Origin of the sequence: Sorangium sp. So ce124 (assembly GCF_051525235.1) — a bacterium.
GTDB classification, from domain to species: domain Bacteria; phylum Myxococcota_A; class Polyangia; order Polyangiales; family Polyangiaceae; genus Sorangium; species Sorangium atrum.
This window is the reverse complement of the sequence record NZ_CP150312.1, coordinates 13,161,912-13,181,130: the sequence shown is the minus strand read 5'-3', so window position 1 is coordinate 13,181,130 and position 19,219 is coordinate 13,161,912. Positions and strand designations below refer to the sequence as shown.

8 protein-coding genes and 1 tRNA gene are annotated in these 19,219 nt (G+C 73.7%); 3 read left to right on the top strand and 6 right to left on the bottom strand.

Going from position 1 to position 19,219, the window contains the following annotated elements:
* Positions 1 to 213: 213 nt before the first annotated feature.
* Entirely contained in the window at positions 214 to 378 is a 165-nt protein-coding gene (locus WMF19_RS49370; RefSeq protein WP_272096436.1) for a DUF1328 domain-containing protein, read from the bottom strand.
* 594 nt (positions 379 to 972) lie between these two features.
* Between WMF19_RS49370 and WMF19_RS49365 the strand changes: the two genes are divergently transcribed.
* The 3 genes from WMF19_RS49365 (at position 973) to WMF19_RS49355 (ending at position 5,944) form a co-directional block, all read left to right on the top strand.
* Complete coding sequence (locus tag WMF19_RS49365; RefSeq protein WP_437896719.1) at positions 973 to 3,819, top strand: PAS domain-containing hybrid sensor histidine kinase/response regulator; 2,847 nt, start codon at positions 973 to 975, stop codon at positions 3,817 to 3,819.
* 74 nt (positions 3,820 to 3,893) lie between these two features.
* On the top strand, positions 3,894 to 4,310 hold the full coding sequence (locus WMF19_RS49360) for a response regulator (protein ID WP_272096434.1): 417 nt from the start codon (positions 3,894 to 3,896) through the stop codon (positions 4,308 to 4,310).
* Positions 4,307 to 5,944: an ATP-binding protein gene (locus WMF19_RS49355; RefSeq protein WP_437896718.1), complete on the top strand. Its 1,638-nt coding sequence runs from the start codon at positions 4,307 to 4,309 to the stop codon at positions 5,942 to 5,944. Before WMF19_RS49360 ends, WMF19_RS49355 begins: the two co-directional genes overlap by 4 nt.
* A gap of 6 nt (positions 5,945 to 5,950) precedes the next feature.
* Here the strand turns inward: WMF19_RS49355 and WMF19_RS49350 are convergent, their stop codons facing one another.
* From WMF19_RS49350 to WMF19_RS49330, 5 genes are all read right to left on the bottom strand, one after another.
* Positions 5,951 to 6,574 carry a methyltransferase family protein gene (locus WMF19_RS49350; protein WP_437896717.1) on the bottom strand — a complete coding sequence of 208 codons (624 nt, stop codon included), beginning with the start codon at positions 6,572 to 6,574 and terminating at the stop codon, positions 5,951 to 5,953.
* Between the two features lie 626 nt (positions 6,575 to 7,200).
* Positions 7,201 to 7,282: transfer RNA gene (locus WMF19_RS49345), tRNA-Leu, on the bottom strand.
* Positions 7,283 to 7,507: 225 nt separating this feature from the next.
* On the bottom strand, positions 7,508 to 8,752 hold the full coding sequence (locus WMF19_RS49340) for an ATP-binding protein (protein ID WP_437896716.1): 1,245 nt from the start codon (positions 8,750 to 8,752) through the stop codon (positions 7,508 to 7,510).
* Positions 8,753 to 8,809: 57 nt separating this feature from the next.
* Entirely contained in the window at positions 8,810 to 10,594 is a 1,785-nt protein-coding gene (locus WMF19_RS49335; RefSeq protein ID WP_437896715.1) for a carboxypeptidase-like regulatory domain-containing protein, read from the bottom strand.
* A gap of 483 nt (positions 10,595 to 11,077) precedes the next feature.
* Entirely contained in the window at positions 11,078 to 19,087 is an 8,010-nt protein-coding gene (locus WMF19_RS49330; protein WP_437896714.1) for a hypothetical protein, read from the bottom strand.
* Between the last annotated feature and the right edge of the window lie 132 nt (positions 19,088 to 19,219).

Sequence of the window (19,219 nt, the reverse complement as noted above, 5' to 3'; positions counted from 1 at the left end):
GTCGACGCGCGACCTTGCGTCCGGGCGCGAGCCCAGCGCGACGCGGACGCCCCGTCGACGCCGCCCGGGATGGGCCTCATGGCGCGATAGATGGGTCGACCCGCGGTATTGCGTATTGCGACAGACGTGCCATGCGGAACCATGGATACCGCCCGGCCTGGCGAGGCATGTCGCCCCGATCGTGGCCTCCGGGCACGTGCGGTGCGCATGGCGTCAGGTCGGGGCGCGTCGGCCGAGCGCGAGGGAGACGACCGCCAGGACGAGGAAGATGACGAAGAGCAGCTTCGCCACCGAGGCGGCGCTCGCCGCGAGGCCGCCGAAGCCGAGGATCGCAGCGAGGATCGCCACGATGAAGAACGCGACACTCCAACTGAGCATGATAACCTCCTCATTGGGTGAATGACTGGGTGAATCGATGTTCCAGCGCTTCGATGCTGCGTTGTTGCAGCGATTGCAGCGGTTACGTCGTTACGTCGTTACGTCGTTGCAGCCGACGTGCCGCGACATCGCGAGTTCGCCGGAGCCGCGGAGCGTCCGGGCGCCCCGGCGGCTCGCGGCAGGTGCCGCCGCACGACACGGGCGGGCGGCGTAGCTGCGGCAAATTGCCTCACTCGTGACGTCGCGCACCGAGCATCACGTCGTTCATCGGCTGGCCTGTCTCGGCACAACGCTTGCTCGCGCCTGGGCTTGTGCGGGTGAGGTGGAAATCAGGCGCAGCTCAAGGCCGGTGTCGAGATCGATGTCGACGGAGAGCCGGCCGCGGCTATCTCAAGAGAGCGGCGGTCGGCCGTCCAAGGCCGCGCGGGCCGCGCTGTCAGCGCGCCTTGTGGCGGCCGGTCAGCTCTCCGAAGATACCGTGCTCGCCGATGCCACCCGCGCCGCTGATCGCCCACCGTCGCTCGCCGCTCGCCGCGCAGGCGCCCTGACGGCGACGTCTGCCGAGGTCGGGCTCCCGCCGCGAACGATCCGATCATGACGATCCCGCTCCCCACGCTCATCAGGACCCGCCGCGAGGCCATCATCGAACGGTTCGTGGGCGAGCTGCGCAAGCGAAGCGCGGCGGTGCGCAACATGCCGAAGCCGCTCATCATCAACTCGCTGCCGACCTTCCTCGACGAGGTGGCCGCCAGCCTGGAGCAGCGCGCATCGACGGCCGGCAGCCAGGAAGCCGCGCGCGAGCACGGCGAGATGCGCTGGGAGCACGGGCTCGACCTTCACGTGATGGTCCGCGAGTACGGCGTCCTCCGGCAATCCATCCTCCGCGAGCTGGAGGAGGCCGGGATCACGCCGGATGTGCGGCAGATCGAGGCGCTCTCCGAGCGCGTGGACGCGGGCATCGCCCAGGCGGTAAGCGAGCACACCCGACTCCAGCTGGAGGCGATCGAGACCGAGCGCCGGCGCACCGAGATCGAGCGGAGCAGGAGCGGCTCGCTGCTCGCTCAGGCGCCCGCGCCGATCTGCTTCCTCAAGGGCGCATCGCTCGTGTTCGAGCTCGCGAACCCGCTCTTCTGCCGCATGGTCGGCCGCGACGATCTCCTCGGCAAGCCGCTCGTCGAGGCGGTCCCGGAGCTCCGCGGGCAGCCGCTGCACGCGCAGCTCGAGGCCGTCCTGGCGAGCGGCGAGCCGAGCGTGGCGAGCGAGATCCCGGTGCGGATCACGCGCTGGACCGGCGAGACGGTCGAGCGGCTGTACAACGTCCTGTGCAAGCCGGTGCACGACGTGAGCGGCGCCGTGGAGGGCGTCATGGCGACGGCGTTCGACGTGACCGAGCAGATCGGCGCGCGCCGGAAGGCGGAGCGGCTCGCGCTCGAGCTCCAGCAGAGCGTGGCCCAGCGCCTGCGCGCGGAGCAGGCGCTCCGCGTGAACGAGGAGCGCTTCCGCAAGGCGCTCCGTGGATCGCCGGTCATGGTGTTCACCCAGGACCGGGACCTGCGCTACACGTGGATGCACAACTCGTTCGGCAAGTCCGAGCGCGAGGTGCTCGGGAAGACCGACGGGGAGGTGCTGGAGGACCCGGAGGCCGCGAGGTCGCTCGATAGGACGAAGCGCGACGTGCTCGCCAGCGGCGTCGGCCAGCGGCGCGAGCTCGCGGTGCGCGCCGGCGGCCGCACCCAGCACATCGACGTCTCGATCGAGCCGCTGAGCGATGACACGGGCGAGATCATCGGCATCACCTGCACCGCGACGGACATCACGGAGCGGAAGTCGATCGAGCAGGCGCTGCGGGCGAGCGAGGCGAGGTTCCGCACCGTGCAGGAGGCGTCGCCCGACGGGTTCATGATGCTGCGCAGCGTGCGCGACGCGTCCGGGGCGATCTCCGACTTCGAGTGGGTCTACGTGAACCCGGCCACGGGGCCGATCGTCGGGGGTCGCGGCAAGGATCTGGAGGGCAAGCGGCTCTCGGTCGAGGTCCCTGGCAGCGCGCTCGCGAGCGCGTTCGACGCGTACGCGCGCGTCGTGGAGACCGGGGAGCCCGCGAGGGTCGAGCTCTTCTGCGCGCACGAGGGCGCTCCGCGGACGTTCCGCGCCATCGCCGTGGCGCTGGGCGACGGCGTCGGCATCTCGTTCCACGACATCACGGAGCAGAAGCGCACCGACGCCGAGCGCGCCCAGCTCCTCGAGCAGGAGCAGCGCGCGCGCCAGCACGCCGAGCAGCTGAACCGGCTCAAGGACGAGTTCCTCGCGACGGTGTCGCACGAGCTCAGGACGCCGCTCCAGTCGATCCTGGGCTGGGCGCGGATCCTCCGCACGGGCGAGGTGGACGCCGAGTCGCTCGAGCGGGGGCTCGCCACGATCGAGCGCAACGCGAAGGCGCAGTCGCAGCTCATCGAGGACGTCCTCGACGCCTCGACGATCATCGCGGGGAAGCTGCAGCTCCGGACCGATCCGGTCGACGTGCGGCAGGTGCTCGCCGCGGCGCTCGACCTCGTGCGCCCGGCGGCGCTGGCGAAGGGCGTCGCGGTCGACATCTCCGTCGCCGACGACGTGGGCGTCTTCCTCGGCGACGCGGAGAGGCTCCAGCAGGTCGTGTGGAACCTGCTCACGAACGCGGTGAAGTTCACGCCGTCCGGGGGCCACGTGCGGGCCCTCGCCCGGCGCGTCGAGGCGACGCTCGAGGTCGAGGTGGAGGACAACGGCGAGGGCATCCCGAAGAGCTTCCTCCCGTTCCTTTTCGAGCGGTTCCGGCAGGCGGACGGGGGGATGACCCGGGCCCACGGCGGGCTCGGGCTCGGCCTTGCCATCGTGCGGCACCTGGCGGAGGCGCAGGGCGGCAGCGTGCACGCCGAGAGCGACGGAGAGGGCAAGGGCGCGCGCTTCCAGGTGCGGCTGCCGATCCGCGCGGAGGCGCTCGCGGCGCCGCCGTCCCCGCAGCGCCGGGGAGGCGAGGCGCAGGGGGGCGCGGCGCGGCGCGTCCTCGAGGGCATCCGGGTCCTCGTGGTCGACGACGAGACCGACGCCCGCGAGCTGCTCGGCATCATCTTCGTGCGCGCCGGCGCGACGGTGAGCGAGGCGGCCTCAGCCGGAGCGGCGCTCGAGGCCCTCCACATGGGCGAGTTCGACGTGCTCGTGAGCGACATCGGCATGCCGGGCGAGGACGGTTACGCGATGATGCGGCGGCTGCGCGCGCTGGGGGCCGACGTCCCCGCGAGCGGCATACCGGCGCTGGCGCTCACCGCCTACACGCGCATGGAGGACCGCCGCCAGGCGATCGCCGCCGGCTTCCAGATGCACCTGGCCAAGCCCATCGAGCCGAACAGCCTGGTGACCGCGGTGGCGCACCTCGTGGGCCGCGCGGGCAAGCGTGGTAGCTGGCCGTAGCGCCGTAGCCCCTGCGCGCGGGCTGCGTATGATGCTATCAACGGGCCGGCGCTTGCCCCTCCATGAGGACGAGGATGGACGGTAAAATCCTGAATATTATCCTGGTCGAGGACGACACCGTCGATGTGATGAACGTCCGGAGGGCGTTCGAGAGGGGCAAGATCACGAACCCGCTCTGGGTGGCGGGCGACGGCGTGGAGGGGCTCGATCTGCTGCGCGGCAACCAGGTGCCCAGGGATCGGCGCCTCGTCCTGCTCGACCTGAACATGCCCAGGATGAACGGCATCGAGTTCCTCCGCGAGCTCCGGGCCGACGTCTCGCTGCGGGCGACGCCCGTCGTCGTGCTGACGACCTCGAACGACGATCGGGACAAGGTGGACGCGTACGATCTGAACGTCGCGGGCTACCTGCTCAAGCCGGTGACGTTCCTGAGCTTCGTCGAGCTCATGACGGCGCTGAACCGGTACTGGACGCTCGTGGAGATGCCTTGAGCCCGAGGTCGGTTCGCCTCCTCGTCGTCGACGACGACACGGTCGATCGGATCGCGATCTTGCGCGCGCTGCGGAGCGGCCGCGTCGACGCCGAGATCAGGGAGGCCGATTCCGTCGATTCGGCGCTCGCGGTGCTGTACGAGCAGCAGATCGACTGCGTGCTGCTCGACTATTACCTCCCCGGGGGCGACGGGCTCGCGGTGATCGAGGCGGCGCGCAACGCGAAGCTCACGGCGCCGTTCATCATGCTGACCGGGCAGGGCGACGAGTCGCTCGCGGTCGATCTGATGAAGCGGGGCGCGGCGGACTACGTGCCGAAGAACCTGCTGACGCCCGAGCGGCTGGTGCAGAGCCTGCGCCACGTCCTGCGGCTGAGCGAGGCGGAGCGCCGCGAGGAGGAGGCGCGCAGGGCGCTCGCCCGCCACGCGAACCAGCTCGCGCAGCTCACCGAGGCGACGCTGCGCATCCACCGGTCGCTCTCGCTGAACGAGCTGATCCAGCGCACCACCGACGAGGCGCGCGCGCTGCTCGACGCCGGCGTCGCGGCCTCGCGGCTGGCGGCGCGGGGCGTGGAGCAGCGGCCCTTGACGGGCGTCTCGCTGTCGGAGGAGTACGCCGCGCGGGAGGACCGCGACGGCATCCGCGAGGTCGCGTTCGGCCTGATCGAGCGGAGGAGCACCAGCGTCCGGCTGACGGGCGACGAGATCGCGAGCGATCCGACGTGCGCCGACGTGCTCTCGCGCTCGCCGGCGGAGCTCCACCCGCGCTCGCTCCTCGCGGCGCCGCTGCGCGGCCGGGACGGCCAGTGCATCGGGAGCATCCAGCTGCTCGATCGGCGCGACGGCCCGTTCGTGGAGAGCGACGAGGTGCTGCTCACCCAGCTCGCGCAGTCGGCCTCCGTCGCCCTGGAGAACGCGCGGCTCTACAACGAGGCGCAGGCCGCGACGCGCGCCCGGGACGACCTCCTGGCGATCGTGTCGCACGATCTCCGGAACCCGCTCAACACGATCGCGATCACGGCGTCGCTGCTGCGGAGCGATCTGCTCCTGCGGAAGGACGGCGACGACGACGACGCCGTCCAGCTCGTCGACCGCATGGACCGCGGCATCCAGAGCATGACGCGGCTCATCGAGGATCTGCTCGACGCGTCGCGCATCGAGGCGGGGCGGCTCGTGGTGTCGCCGAGGGTGGAGCGGGGCGGGACGCTCGTCCGCGAGGCGCTCGACGCCGCCGCGTCGCTCGCAGAGGCGAAGGGCTGCCGGGTGATGCAGGGGCCGCTCGACGCGGGCCTGGAGGTCCTCGCCGACCGAGATCGCGTGCTCCAGGTCTTCTCGAACCTGCTCGGCAACGCGCTGAAGTTCACGCCGAGGGGCGGCGTCGTGAGCGTGTCGCTCCGCCGGGTCGCCGACAGCGCGCGCTTCTCGGTGGCCGATACGGGCCCGGGCATCCCGCCCGAGCACCAGCCGCACCTCTTCGATCGCTACTGGAAGGCCTCGCAGGAGTCACGCACGGGGGCGGGGCTCGGCCTCTACATCGCGCGGGGCATCGTCGAGGCGCACCACGGGACCATGGCGGTCGAGAGCGCCCCGGGCCAGGGGACGACGATTCACTTCTCGCTGCCCCTGGCGAGCTGAAGGGCGTCAGGGCGACGGCGGCGAGCCCCCTCGGCCGATCCCGGGCAGGAAGCGGCCGACCTCCGCGCAGTAGGCCGCGTACGCGCCGCCGTGGGTGCGCAGGAGGTACGGCTCCTCGACCAGGCGCACCTGCAGCTCGATCGCGATGACCAGCGCGACGAGCGAGGCGAGCGCGGCCGTGTTCGGGAGGATCAGCAGCAGCCCGAGCGCGGCCAGCATCATGAAGCTGAAGACGGGGTTCCGCACCACCGCGAACGGGCCTCCGGTCACGAGGCCCGTTCGCTCCGCCTCGCTGACGCCGATGCGCCAGGACGCGCCCATCGCGCCCTGTGACCAGAGCGTGCCGAGCGTCCCCGAGATCGTCATGGCCGCGCCGAGGCCGACGAGGGGCAGGCCTGGATCGGCGAGGGGAGCGATCCAGGCCGCGAGCTCCGCGACGGGGGCCAGCGCTCCCAGGACGAGCGCGATCACGAAGAGCACGCCGCCGAGCCACGGCAGCGACCCGGGTGGCCCCGAGATGCCGCGGAAGCCCGCCGATCCTGTCGCGCTGCGCTGCCTGAGCGAGCGCCATCCGAACGCGAGCGCAAGGTAGATCCCGTAGAGAACGAGGGCGAGCCAGGGTCGATTCATGCCGAGCTTTCCTGTCGATGGGTCAGCCGGCAGAGGACCGGCAGGACGGTGCACTCTGGAACATGCGGAGTGGACCCTCCACGAACGGCATGGATCCTCGTTCGAAGCCCCTTGCCGCGGACACCTGGCGCGCACAACCGATGGATCGATTGGCGTCGACTCCAGCGCGATAGGGACATGGCCCATCGTCCGTATCGAGCGAGTCTGCGCGGATTGCCTGGGCCGGACAGCCAGCGAGAAGCCTCGGGGGCAGCCGCCGAAACGACGCGTCGGCCCAACCGATCGGAGGAGCCCTGAGGCCTCTCCAGCGCGCTCTCATGTGCATCCCCCGCGCGAACTCGCGTGACATCCGCCCCGAACAGGCGGTCTGTCGCACGCCTCCCCCGGAGCGCCACGCTCCACGCGGCATGCGCTGCCCGCATGCATCGCCCCGCGTCCAGCTGGCGCAGACGAGCGCTCAGCGGTGCCAGGGCGAGCCGTCGAGGTTCAGACGCGAGCTCCGAAACCGGGCGGCCCCGTCAAGACACAGGGGCGGCGCCACCGGTACCGCACACGCGCTGAGGGAAACCACTCAGCCAGGTGTGCACAAGGATTGGAGAACGATGCGTCGAGAGAGAGACAGGGAGTGCGAAGGGGGGGACTTGAACCCCCACGGTGTTACCCGCTAGCACCTCAAGCTAGTGCGTCTGCCAATTCCGCCACCTTCGCGAGTGCGGTTGCGGGACGGAACCTACCCAGCTGGCCGGGGAAGTCAAGCTAATCCTCACAACGTCGTCACACGGCGCAGCGCCCGCGCTGCTCAGCCGTGGCGGCCTCGCGGCCTTGGCCGATCGCCCGCTGCCCAGGCTGCGGCCGCGCGACCGGGGCGCGCACCAGAAGGGCACGCCCGCACCGCACCGCACCGAGCGCTGCGCGCACCCTCCCGCGGGCCCTTCAGCGGACGAGCGCCTCGACGATCTCGCGGATCTCGAACGGCTTGCGCACCCAGGACACACCGGAGTTCGCGGGGAGAGGATCGGCGCCGGCGCTGCCGGACATGACCACGAGCCGAACGTCCGGGTTGGCCCTGCGCACGGCGGAGACGGTGCCGAGGACGTCCTGCTGGATCGGCGAGATGTCGAGCAGCGCAGCCTGGAACGGCCCGGAGGCGAGGGCCCCCGGGAGCTCGAGCGCGCTCTGCACGCTGACGATGCTCGCGCCACGCGCGGTGAGCGCCGTGTCGAGCAGATCCACCACCGCGTCGTCGTCCTCGACCACCAGGATCCTGACGCCATCCAGGACCGTCCCCGGCTGCGACGGCGACGCCATGCTCCGCGGCACCGGCACGGGCGGCCCTTCCTCGGCGCCTGCTTCGCGGGGCGGGGCGTCGGCAGGCGGAGTGTCCTCGACGGGCCAGCGCAGCTCGAAGCGAGCGCCTTCCTCCGAAGGCACGAGCGCGAGCCCGCCGCCGGCAGCGCTCGCCAGCGCTGCGGAGTGGCGGAGACCGATGCCCGCTCCGCCAGGCCGCGTCGAGACGCCCGAGCTCAGCAGCGTCGCGCGGCGCGACGGCGGGACGCCGGGCCCCTGGTCCGCGACGCCGATGACGACCGCGGCGCCCTCGAGCCTGGCATCGACACGGACGGACGAGCCGCGGGGCGACAGCGCCACCGCGTTGAGCAGCAGGTTCGTCAAGATCTGCACGACCGCAGCGCCGTTGCTCACGCCGGTCCGCGCGATCGCGGGCTCGATCACCGCGCGGAGCGCGATCGCGGAGCGCCGCGCCTCGGGCTCGAGCCCCGTCACGGCGTCGTCGATGACGTCGGCGATCAGGCGCGCCGGCTCGCCCAGCGGCCTCGACGCCACCTCGCCGTCGCCCGCCGGACGCCCCTCGCCCTCGGCGCCGATGGCTCGCCGGATCAGGCGGCGAGCGTCGCGCGCGCGGGAGGCAGCGACGCCGAGCGCACGGCCCAGCTCGGGGCCTTGCTCGCCCTGCGCGCGCTCGATGCAACCCACGATGACGGTGAGCGCGTTGGAGACCTCGTGCAGCGCGATCGCGAGCTCCTGCGCAGACGGAAGCGAGGTCCCGGTCGCGCGCTCCTCGTCGGCGCGCTGGCCCAGGTCGCCGCGTAGAGGAGGCGCGAGGGTCAGGCCATCCTCGGTTGAAGGCTCCGATGTCCCACCGCGCGTCGGCTGCGCCACGGGCGTTAGCCTATCTCGCTCCGCGCTGAGCTGGTACCGCCCTTTTTCGCTCCGACTTCACCGGGACATCGATGGGGGGAGCGGCAGCACATAGGAGCCATCGGCCGCCGACCGGGTCTCGCCGATCTGGATGCCCCTCGCGGCCGTATCCCGCGCGGTCGTGCTCTGGACGGGCAGCCAGGCCACGACCGCGGCGTCGCCGAGACGGGCGCCCGACGCGTCGCGGACGACGCCCTGGAGCACGGCCGGGTACGACATGGCGAGCTCGAGGTCCGTGACCGCGGCATCCATCGCGGAGACCGCAAGACGCGGCCGGACGAGCCAGGGGTAGGCGGAGCCGGGCATCGGGCGGACCGAGAAGTCGAACTCCCCTGGGTCGATGCCGATCGAGAAGGTGCCGTCACGGAGGACCCCGGACGCCTGCCGGGGCAGCAGCGGCTCGGGCGTCAGCACCTGGCCGATGTACGCCGTGACCTGGCCACGGGACGGGACCGCGAACACGCTGGCGCCGTCCATCAGCTCGCCCATGGGCCCCTGGACGCGGCCGGTCAGCGTCCCGGCCTCGGGGATGATGACCGACTGACCGCAGTAGCAGTCGTCGCTGGCGGCGAACTTGAGCGTCTGCTTGGCGGCCGCCTTGGTGGTGTCGTTGATCGGCTGCGCGAAGAGGACGTACTCGCCTGGCGGGAGGTCGGCACGGAAGAGGCCGTTCGCGTCCGTCTCGGTGTCCAGCTTGTAGGCGGCGGTGGGCGCCCTGTCGATGACGGCGCTCTGGATGCGGACGGCGGAGAGCACCGGGTTGCCTGCCGCATCGAGCGTCTGACCTTCCACGCGGCGCGCCGCCGCGTCGAGCTGGAGGAGCGACAGGTCCAGGTTCCCCGTGGAACCCTGGAGCGCGAGCGCAGCGAGATCCCAGTAGACCGTGGGCCTCGGCTCGCCGTCCTTCGGGCGCAGCCGGATGAGCGGGCTCCTGTCCTTGTCCTTGTCGGCCCAGTAGAACTTCAGGCTGAACTTGACCTGCGTCGCGGTCGCCTGCGGGTCGGGCTCGGCCTGTTGGAGGAGGCCTACCTGGGAGAGGACGCTGCCGGTCACCGGGTCGACGAGATCGAGCTTCCACCCGTCGACGCGCACGCCCTCAGGCACCTGCAAGCTCCCCTGGAGCACGGAGGGCGCCTCGGCGTTGATGCCGAGCGTCCACTGCTCGGGGACCACCTGGTTCGGCAGGAAGATCGGCGGAGGGATGTCGTCGCGGCAATCGGCGCGCGCCTGCGGCGTCAGCGAGATGTGGTAGTCGCCTGCAGGGATCTCGATCTGGAACCTCTGGCCGCCTTCGCCGTTCGGCTCCGAGAGCGTCGAGTAGGTCTGGGTGGGCAGGCCCAGGATGGGCGCGATGCGCCGGAACTCGACCTTCAAAGGGAACTGCCCGCCGGTCACGGGGAGCTGCCCGCCGGTGAGGCCTTCGCAGTAGGAGCCGCCGAGGCGCACCGTGGCCTCCACGCGCGCGGGCATGGGGATCGTGAGATCGACGGAATGCACCTGCCCGCCAGGGTCGTGAGGAGGGAAGCCGCTCGCTGCATCGATGGCGAGGAGATGGGAGACCTCCGCGCCCAGCTCGGGCGAGGCGCGCGGCCGGATCTCGAGGATGAGCCCGTCGAGGTTCGCGCTGGTCGAGACGCACGCGCGTTGCCCGCTGACATCGGCGCAGGTCGCCCCAGGGCCGCACTCGACCGACCTGTCGCAGGCGTTCATGGGGGCGGAGTCCGCCATCTCGAGGGGAATGCCGCAGGCCACCGAGGTTAGGCAGGCGAGCAGGGCGGCGCACACGACGGATCGCGAGCTCACCGTGCCCTCCTCGCCGAGGACGCGGCGCGCGCAGCGCGGAGCAGGAGCCGCCCCCGGCGCGATGCGGCGGGACAGCGCCGCGGGTCCGCAGAGACGCTGGCGACCGATGGCCGCCGAGCTGATGAGAGCGACGCGCGGAGCCCGAACGGGTCCGCACCCGAGCAGGCGCAGGGGAAAATCACACCTGCGCGAGAAGGCGATGTTCGTGCCAACCGACAGACGGCGTTCCGGGCAGCGTGGGGCGTGCATCCGCTCGACAGGGCGCCGCGCAACCAGCGGCGGCGCTGTGACAGCGCTGTCGCGTCGAGACGGATGCGCCGATGCGGCCACCCCGCAATCATCGCACCCGGGCGAAGTACGGACATGCACACGGGGAAGCTCGGTTGGGACGGGATACGATCGGGCTCCGGTCGGCTCTGCGGGGGCGCGAGGTCTGCAAGGAACATGACGCCACCGACGTCCGCGCGGTGGGTGCCGCGACGCCTACGTGCCTGCACGGAAGCGCGAGCTTCCCGTGTCGACCCGCCGGAGTGAAGGCACCGTACCTGGCTGCCATCGCGCTTCGGCGTACTCCATCCGCGTCGCGAGGCGTACGAGATCGGCGATCTCGGGGACCGACGCGCAGGCCGCGGCGAGCCCTTCGGGGTCGGAGAGCGGGACCGCCAGCTCCAGGCCGCGCTCCTTGATGGTCGCGCGCACGGCCGTGGCGACGTTGCCCGCGGCGAAGAGGCCAGCGCGGCGCATCGCGGTGCGGGTCGTCTTGACGGCCCCCTCGTAGGTGATCTTGTCGGCGCTGTCGCAGATCTCGCGGAGTCGACGCTCTGCGCGCGGCGGGATGAGCTGCCAGAGGTTCTGCTCGAGCCGCACCACCGCCGGGTTGCCGCGGGCGCTGTGCGCGGTGGCCTCCAGAGGACCGAACGCGGCGACGATGGCAGAGAGCAGCGTGCGGAGCTCATCCTCCGAGCTGGTGTTCACCAGGACATGGTCGGGCATGGCGCCAGCGAGCTGAGCGCCGAGCAGGTAACGCAGCTCGGGGGTGTCCTCGCGGACCTCGCCACGCAGCAGCACGGCCGGCGGGTTGACCCGGATGACCTGCCCCTCCGGCGACGACGGAGCAGGCAAGGGAGCGCGCTGGTGGAAGAGCGCGGTGCGCAAGAGGCCGAGGTGAGCGGCCATGACGCCGTAGATCTCCCCGAGGAGGGTGGGCGATGTCGGCTGGATCCGCTCGGAGGGGACGAGCCCGGACTGGCCTGCGTCGCGGCGATAGAGGCCCGTCTCCCAGACGATCGCGAGCGCTTCGTTGACCGGCGAGTCCAGATCGCGGAAGAGCAGCGCGCTCACGAGCTCCGGCGCGTCGCGCTGCGCGGCGAGGGGCGGCGGCGTGACGACGCCCTCGCCGGGCCGATCGGACGGCTCGTCACCGTCGAAGGCGCGCAGCACGTGCTCGATGGCGCGGGCGTAGGTCATGTTCTTGTCGGCGATCGCGGCCGCCTGGAGGCGCTCCAGGGTGCTCCGGTCGCCGAGGCGCAGGTGGGCCTGCATCCGTCGGACCGCCAGCGCCTCCCGAGAGCGATCGTCGCGCGGAGCGAAGCTCTTGATGAGCCGCTCGCCAGCGTCGAACGAGCCCGCGGCGAGCTCGCGGAAGAGCGCGGCTTCCTCGAAGCTCTCGGCGGCGGACGGCGACCACGCGGCCACGAGCCGCGTCGCGGAGGAGGGCGGCTGGATCGACGCCGGGGCGGAGACCGGGGGCCCGGCGTGCGGCGCGCCGACGCTGGAGCGGCCCGACGCGGCGCCGCCGCGCGCGGCGTTGCTCTCCGCGGGACCTGGCGCAGCGCTCGGTGGCGGCCCCGGCGAGGCCGCGGTGCTCGCCGTCCCATCGAGCAGATCGTCGTCCGAAAGCTCGGCAGAGGTGGATTGAGACGGGTCGTCGGCGATCAACCCCTCGTCGAGCGGGTCGTTGAGCTCGACGAGATCGATGTGCGGGTTACTCGAGGCCGGCGCGCCGCTGGACGGCGCGCGGCTGCTCGCAGGCCCGACGCCGCTCGACGGCGCGCGGCTGCTCGCGGGCCCAGCGCTGCTCGACGGCGCCCGGCTGCTCGCGGGCCCGACGCCGCTCGACGGTGCCCGGCTGCTCGCGGGCCCAGCGCCGCTCGACGGTGCCCGGCTGCTCGCAGGCCCAGCGCCGCTCGACGGTGCCCGGCTGCTCGCGGGCCCGACGCCGCTCGACGGCGCCCGGCTGCTCGCGGGCCCGACGCCGCTCGATGGCGCCCGGCTGCTCGCAGGCCCAGCGCCGCTCGCTGCCGACGCAACGCTGGGCGGCGCTTCTGGTGCCGCCTGGGCCGGCTCCGCGGCGCCTGCGCGGAGGGTCGTGGCCTGGGGCACTTCCTCGGGAGGTAGGGTCGCCCGCTCGCTGGCCAGCTCGGCGTTCAGCTCGGCGATCTTCAGCCCCAGCGAGCGATCCGTGCCCGCGAGCACCGTGGCCTGCAAGAGGATCTTCGCCGCGCGATCCGGGTCGCTCGACGCGTGCAGACGCGCGAGCTGCATCAGCGCGCGCGCGCGATCGATCCCCGAGCTCTGCGCGGCGAGCTCCTCGAGCGCCTTCCGGGCGGCCTCGGGCTCGCCTCGCGCAGCCGTGAGCTCCAGCTGGCGGCGCAGCGCGAGCGTGCGCGTCTCCGGCTCCGCCGCGGCCTCCTCGAGCAGGCGCGCGGCCGCCTCGAGATCGCCGGCGTTCTGAGCGTTCTCGGCGGCGGCTAGCGCGACCCGACCGCGCGCGCGCATGCCCTGGAGATCGCCGCCGAGCGCGCGATCGAACAGCGGGAGGGCGGCAGAGAAGTTCCGCTTCAGGGCCAGGCGCTCCGCCATGCCGAGCGCGACCAGCGTGCTCGGGCCGACCTCGGCGTGGCGCCGGGTCAGCTCCCGCATGCCGGCGCCGTGGCCCTGGATGACGTCGAGCGTCTCGGCGAGCAGGAACGCGTGCAGGTCGACGTGCGCCGGGCGCAGGCGCGGCGCGATGCGGCCGAGCTCCTCCACCGCGGCCTGCGCGTCGCGCGGCGTCCCGGTCCCGCGCAGGCGATACTCGATGCGGCGCGCCTCGAGGACGGCGTCGGGCGACTCCGGGGCGAGCTTCACGGCGCGGCGAGCGCGCTCGAGCGCCGTCGCGTCGTCCCCGAGCGTCGAGGTGGCGCGCGCCGCCTCGACCAGCAGCTGCGCGCGCCGCTCCGGCGCGTCGCGCGACGCGCTGGCGAGCTGATCGAGCGCCGCGGCGAGCGCGTGGCCGTCCCCCTCCCGGCGGGCGATCTCGACGCGGAGCTCGATCACGGCCTCCCGCGGCGCGATGCGAGCGACGCTCTCCAGCGTGTCCTTCGCCGACTCGACATCCCCGCCGCCGAGGTAGCTGCTGCACGCGCGGAGGCTGTACTCGGCCCGCTCGTCGGTGGTCGTCGCGAGATCGCCCAGCCTGCACCAGAGCGGGGCGGCGCGGAGCGGCGTCCCGAGCCGCTCGTGGATGTCCGCGAGGAACCTCAGCGCGCTCACGTCGTCGGGCGACGCCGCGAGCAGGGCCTCCAGCTCGGCGCACGCCTCGTCGAGCAGGCCGAGGCGCTGCTCGAGCAGGGCGGCCCGCCGGAGCCGCAGCGCGCGCCGCGTGTCCGGCAGCGGAGCCACCTCGATGCGCCGCGCGAGGAGGGCGGCGACCGCGGCGTGATCGCCGCGGTCGCTCGCGTCCTGCTCGACGATCTCGACGGCGTGCATGTCGGTGAGATCCAGCCGGGCGATCGCCTCGTAGAGCGCCACCGCGGCGCCGCGATCGCCGAGCTCCTGGGCCAGCGGCGCGAGCTCGCGAAGCACGAGCAGCCGCTCCTCGTCGCCGGTCAGGATGCCCTGGAGGCGCGTGAGCACGTCGAAGAGCCGCTGGCTATCGTCGGTGCTCCGCGCGAGCTGGATGAGCTCGTCGATGTGCGCCTCGTCGAACGGCGTCTTCTGCGCGGCTTCGAGGAGGAGCTCCACCGCGCCATCGAGATCGCCGCCGGCGGCGAGGATGCCGGCGAGCTCGCGCGTCAACCCGAGGCGGACGTCATCCGGCAGGTCGATGCGCGCGAGCTCGGACTGGACGAGCGCCTCGAGATCGGCGCCGCGACGCTCGGCCGCGTACAGCCGGCGCAGCCGGGTGACGACCTCGGTGCGCACCTCGCCCAGGAGCTGGCCGCCGGCGAGCGCCCGCTCCAGGGCGACGGTGGCCTCGGCGCGCTGGCCCTCGCGCTCGTGCTTGTCGGCGAGGTGCAGCAGCGCCTCGAGGCGCCGCGCGACCGGCAAGGCATCGTCCAGCGAGCGCTTCAGCGCCTCGTCCCCGCTGGCCTCGACGGCCGCCTCCGCCTCGTACGCGAGCGCGTCGTCCTCCGGCGCGCGCCGGGCCGCCTCCACGAGCAGCGCCGCCGCGACCGGCGGCACGTTCAAGGCGCCCGCGAGCTTGCTCGCCCACCTGAGCAGGCTGGGACCGACGCTCGAGTGCGGCCTCATCGCTGCGGCGTACACCGCCGCGACGAGGTGCGACGCCGGCTCGGTCTGCTGCGCGAGCTCGCCGACGATGTCGAGGAGCGTCTGGAACTCGTCGACGTCGCCGTCGGCGAGCATCGCGCGCTCGATCGCGGCGAGCGCGAGCGCGGGCGAGTCGAGGACGGCGACGGCGATGCGCGCCATGGCGAGCCCCGCGCGGGCCCCCTCGGGGCCGTCGAGCTTCGCGATGCTCGCCTTGACCGCGCGGTCGAAGCGGATGGTCTCGACCTCCGGCTGCCCCGTGCACGCGACGAGATCGCGGATGGCCGCGCCGACGTCCTCGACGAGCGCCGGATCCGGGCGCACGACCATCGCGCGGAGCAGGATGTCGAGGCGCAGCCGGAGGCCCTCCTCCGTGCGGCCCGTGAGGGCCGCGGCGCGCTTCAACCAGGCATTGCGCGTCGCCGGATCGGCCGTCGCCGCCACCCGCTCGAGCGCGCGCACGGCGTCCGACGGCTCGCCGACGTGCTCGGCGAGCCGAGCGAGCAGCACGTACGAGGTGCCCTCGGTGGGGACCGCCTCGAAGCTGGCCACGGCGTGCGCGAGCGCGAGCTCGAACGCGCCGCGCCGCTCCAGCTGCCGCGCCGCCCGGTAATGGGCGGCGCGGCGCCCGTAGCAGCCGAGGGCCGCGTCGGCGAGCAGCCGGTAGGTCTTGTCGAGGACGACGATGCCGCCGTCGGCGTCCGCCGATTTCTCGACCAGCGCGACGGCGTCGGCGCGGAGGGGATCGAGCTCGATCGCGCTCGCCGCCGCGGAGAGAGCGCGCTCGGGCAGGCCGTGCTCGTGCGCGAGGTTGGCGGCCTCGATCAGCAGGTTGGCGCGCCTGCGTCGCTCGGGCCCGACGTCGCCCGACCAACCGTTCTCGTCCGCGGCGGGCTGCGCTCCCCCCTCGCCCCGGGCCTCCGCGGAGCGCGCGACGAGCGCGTCGATCGCCGCCTCGACACCCGCGAACTCGCACATGTCCCGCGCGTAACGCTCGGTCCCGCCGCTCGGCGCGAGCTCGCTCGCGCGGAAGAACGCCTCCTCGGCGCCCCGGTGATCCTCCGCCAGGTCCCAGCGCAGGCTGCCGAGCTCACGCCACGCTGCCGCGGCCTCTCCCGCCGTGTCGGCGCCCCGCGCGGCGAACGCCCGGGCCTTCGCCTCGGCCAGCGCGATGGCGCCGTCGGAGCTGAGCCCCTTCGCGTCGAGCAGCGACGACTCGAGGCGCTGGACCCGCGTGAGGACCTCGTGAGGATCCGCCTGCACGGCGGCTGCGCGCGCGAGCTCCTGCGCCGCCCCGTCCGGATCGCCGCCGTCGAGCCGGCAATCGGCGAGCATGAACATCAGCTCGGGGGCGTGCGACGCCGTCATCTCGACGGCCAGCCACCGCTCGAGCACGGTCACGGCGAGGTGAGGGTCGCCCGCCCGGCGCGCGAGCTCCAGCAGCCGCTCGCGCAAGAGCGGGTTCTGCGGTCCGAAGACGTCGAGCGAGCGCCTCGCGAGCGCCGTGCCGCGCTCGGGATCGAGGTCGTAGAGGGCGTGCAGCGCGCTCGCCAGCGCGGCCGCCATCTCGCCGAGCGGCTTGGGCTGCGCCAGGATCCACGCGAGCGCGTCCGAGAGCCGGGCCGCGTCGCCGGCGGCCGCGGCGCGGCGGATGAGCTCCGCGGTCGCCTGGGGGCACCCTGGCCGCAGCGCGAGCCAGCGCTGGGTCCACGCGAGCGCGAGCGGCAGCTCGCCCAGCGCCTCCAGCGCCCTCGCGAGGCCGTCGCAGAGCGCGCCGCGCGGGAACACCGTGGTGATGGAGCGCTCGATCGCGGCCGCCACCGCCCTGTCGACCTCGAACGGAGGCGCCTCGCCGGCCTCCGCGGCGGCGGCGAGATCTGCCGTGAGGATGGAGGCGAGCGTGGCCACGGCGCGCGCGGACGACGGATCGGCCTCGCAGGCGAGCAGCGCGACCTCGCGCGAGAGCGCCCGCTGCGTCCGCTGGTAGAGCGCCGCCGCGATCGAGAGCAGCACCGCGCGCAGCGCCGGCCAGACCGGCGCGGCGAGCTGCACGAGCGCATCGGCGCGCTCCCGCAGGCGCCCGGTCCGCGTGGCCAGCACGAGCGCAGCGCTCGCCGCGCCGCGGTGCCCCGGGGCCTCGCCGAGCAGCGGCAACACCTCGTCGAGGGCGCGGGCGTCCTGGCCTTGCCGCCGCGCGATCGCCGACAGGAGGAGCCTGGCGCGCACCAGCTCGACCCGCGTCAGCAAGGACGCGCGGATCGCCTCGGACCTCGCGGAGCGCGCGCCCTCGGCCTCGGAGGGCGCCCGCATCGCCTCGGCCAGCCGCGCGCGGAGCAGGGCGTCGAGCGCGGCGCCGCCCCCGGTTCGCCGGCTCAGCCGATCGAGCGCCAGCAGGCAGCCGCGGTCGGCCGGCAGCGCCCGCGAGAGCCCCACGAGCGCCTCCTCGTAGGCCGCGCGCTCCTTCGGGCGGCCGCGGTAGATCACGACGAGCCGGCGGAGCGCGTCGATCCGCCCCTCGGCGGTGTCCGCGCCGCGGAGCGCGCGCTGCGCCGCCGAGAGCGCCTCGTCCTGCCCCTTGAGCCGATCGGCGATCCGCTGGAGCCCTGCCTCGGCGTGCTTCGGGTCGCCGCCGACGTCTCTCAGCGTCTCGAGCGCCCAGCGCGCGAGGCCGGGGTCGCCGATCTTCTCTTCCGCGAGGCGCGCGAGCTCCGAGAGCGCGTCGATCCGCCCCGCTGCGTCCTCCGTCGCCCTCGCGTCCGAGCCCTCGCCGATGCGGATGAGCGCCTCGACGAGGGGCGCCATGTCGTGCAGGGTCGCCGCGTGGTCGCGCAGCGCGGAGCGCGCGGCGGCGCTGCCGGAGTCGCTCGCCGCGGCCTCGATCCAGGCCTCCACGGCGCGATCGGGGCTCGCGAGCGGGCCAGCATGGAGCCGCGCGAGCGCCACGTACGCCTCGGACCTCGACGCCCCGACCCGCTGCTCCGCCCTGAGCTCGATCCGCGCGGCCACGAGCTCGTAGAGCCCCGCCTGCTCGAGCACCTCGTCGATCGCGCGGGCGGCGTCGCCGTCGATCGCCCCGTCGAGGCCCGCGTCGAGCACGCACCCGACCGCGCGCGCCCAGTCGCCCTCGTTCGTCGCGCCCTGGAGCCGGTGGCCGTGCACCTCCATCGCGCGTCGCAGGGCGGCGGGGCCAGAGGCCTCGCCCTCGCCGCGAGCCGCCCGCGCCGCGAGCGCGTCGGCGTGCGTCCGGAGCACCTCGTCGGCCGCGCCCTGCCGGCTGCGCAAGAACAGCGCGGCCGCCATGGCTTTGGCCGCCATGTCGTCGTGAGGCGCGATCTCGAAGGCGCGCAGGCGATCCTCGAACGCCGCCTCCCGCTCCCGCGCGGCTTCGCGCCGCTTGGCCGCCTCCAGGTACGCCTTCGCCGCGGCCGCGGGGAACACCTCGTCCGACGCCCAGGCCGCGATCGTGCCGAGCAGCTCGCTCGCCATCGCGTCGTCCGGGGCGAGCTCGCTCGCCTCTTCGAGCGCGTCGACAGCGCCCGCGACGTCGCTGGCGCGCGCGAGGAGCACGGCGATCTTCACCAGCATCCGCGCCGTCGCGGCGGGCGGCTGCGCGTCGTCGCGGAGGCCGCGCAGCGCCGCCGCGGCGAGGGCTGGCTCGCCCAGCCCGGCCAGCCAGCCGGCGAGCTCGCTCCTCATCGCCGGATCGTCGCCCAGCGAGAGCGCCCGGCGGGCGAGCACCGCCGCCTGGTCCAGCTCGACGCCGCGCGCGGCGAGGGTCCTCGCGAGGGCGAGGGCTGCCTCGCGCTCCCCTTGCACGTCGCCGGCCGCGCGGCGCTCGTCCACCCGCGCGCGCCAGTAGGCCTCTTCAGCCCGCGGGCCGCGGTGGCGCGACACCGGCGCGATCACGCGGGCCCCTGCGAGGACCAGCTGCCCCGCAGAGGCGGGCCCGGCAGGCTCCATCAGCTCCGGTGAATGCAGCGACCTCCTCGCGCCCGACGCTGATGCTGCCCGATCCGGAGGTGAAGAGCTCATTTCGGCGACCCGCTTCGGGTGTGCTGAACCCGCTCAGCCTACCAGAACGACCGAGGTACA

Excerpts from the sequence above, each read along its gene's own strand:
- WMF19_RS49330 (WP_437896714.1), bottom strand. The coding sequence starts at position 19,087 with ATGGAGCCTGCCGGGCCCGCCTCTGCGGGGCAGCTGGTCCTCGCAGGG.
- WMF19_RS49365 (WP_437896719.1), top strand. The coding sequence starts at position 973 with ATGACGATCCCGCTCCCCACGCTCATCAGGACCCGCCGCGAGGCCATC.
- WMF19_RS49370 (WP_272096436.1), bottom strand. The coding sequence starts at position 378 with ATGCTCAGTTGGAGTGTCGCGTTCTTCATCGTGGCGATCCTCGCTGCG.
- WMF19_RS49350 (WP_437896717.1), bottom strand. The coding sequence starts at position 6,574 with ATGAATCGACCCTGGCTCGCCCTCGTTCTCTACGGGATCTACCTTGCG.
- WMF19_RS49360 (WP_272096434.1), top strand. The coding sequence starts at position 3,894 with ATGGACGGTAAAATCCTGAATATTATCCTGGTCGAGGACGACACCGTC.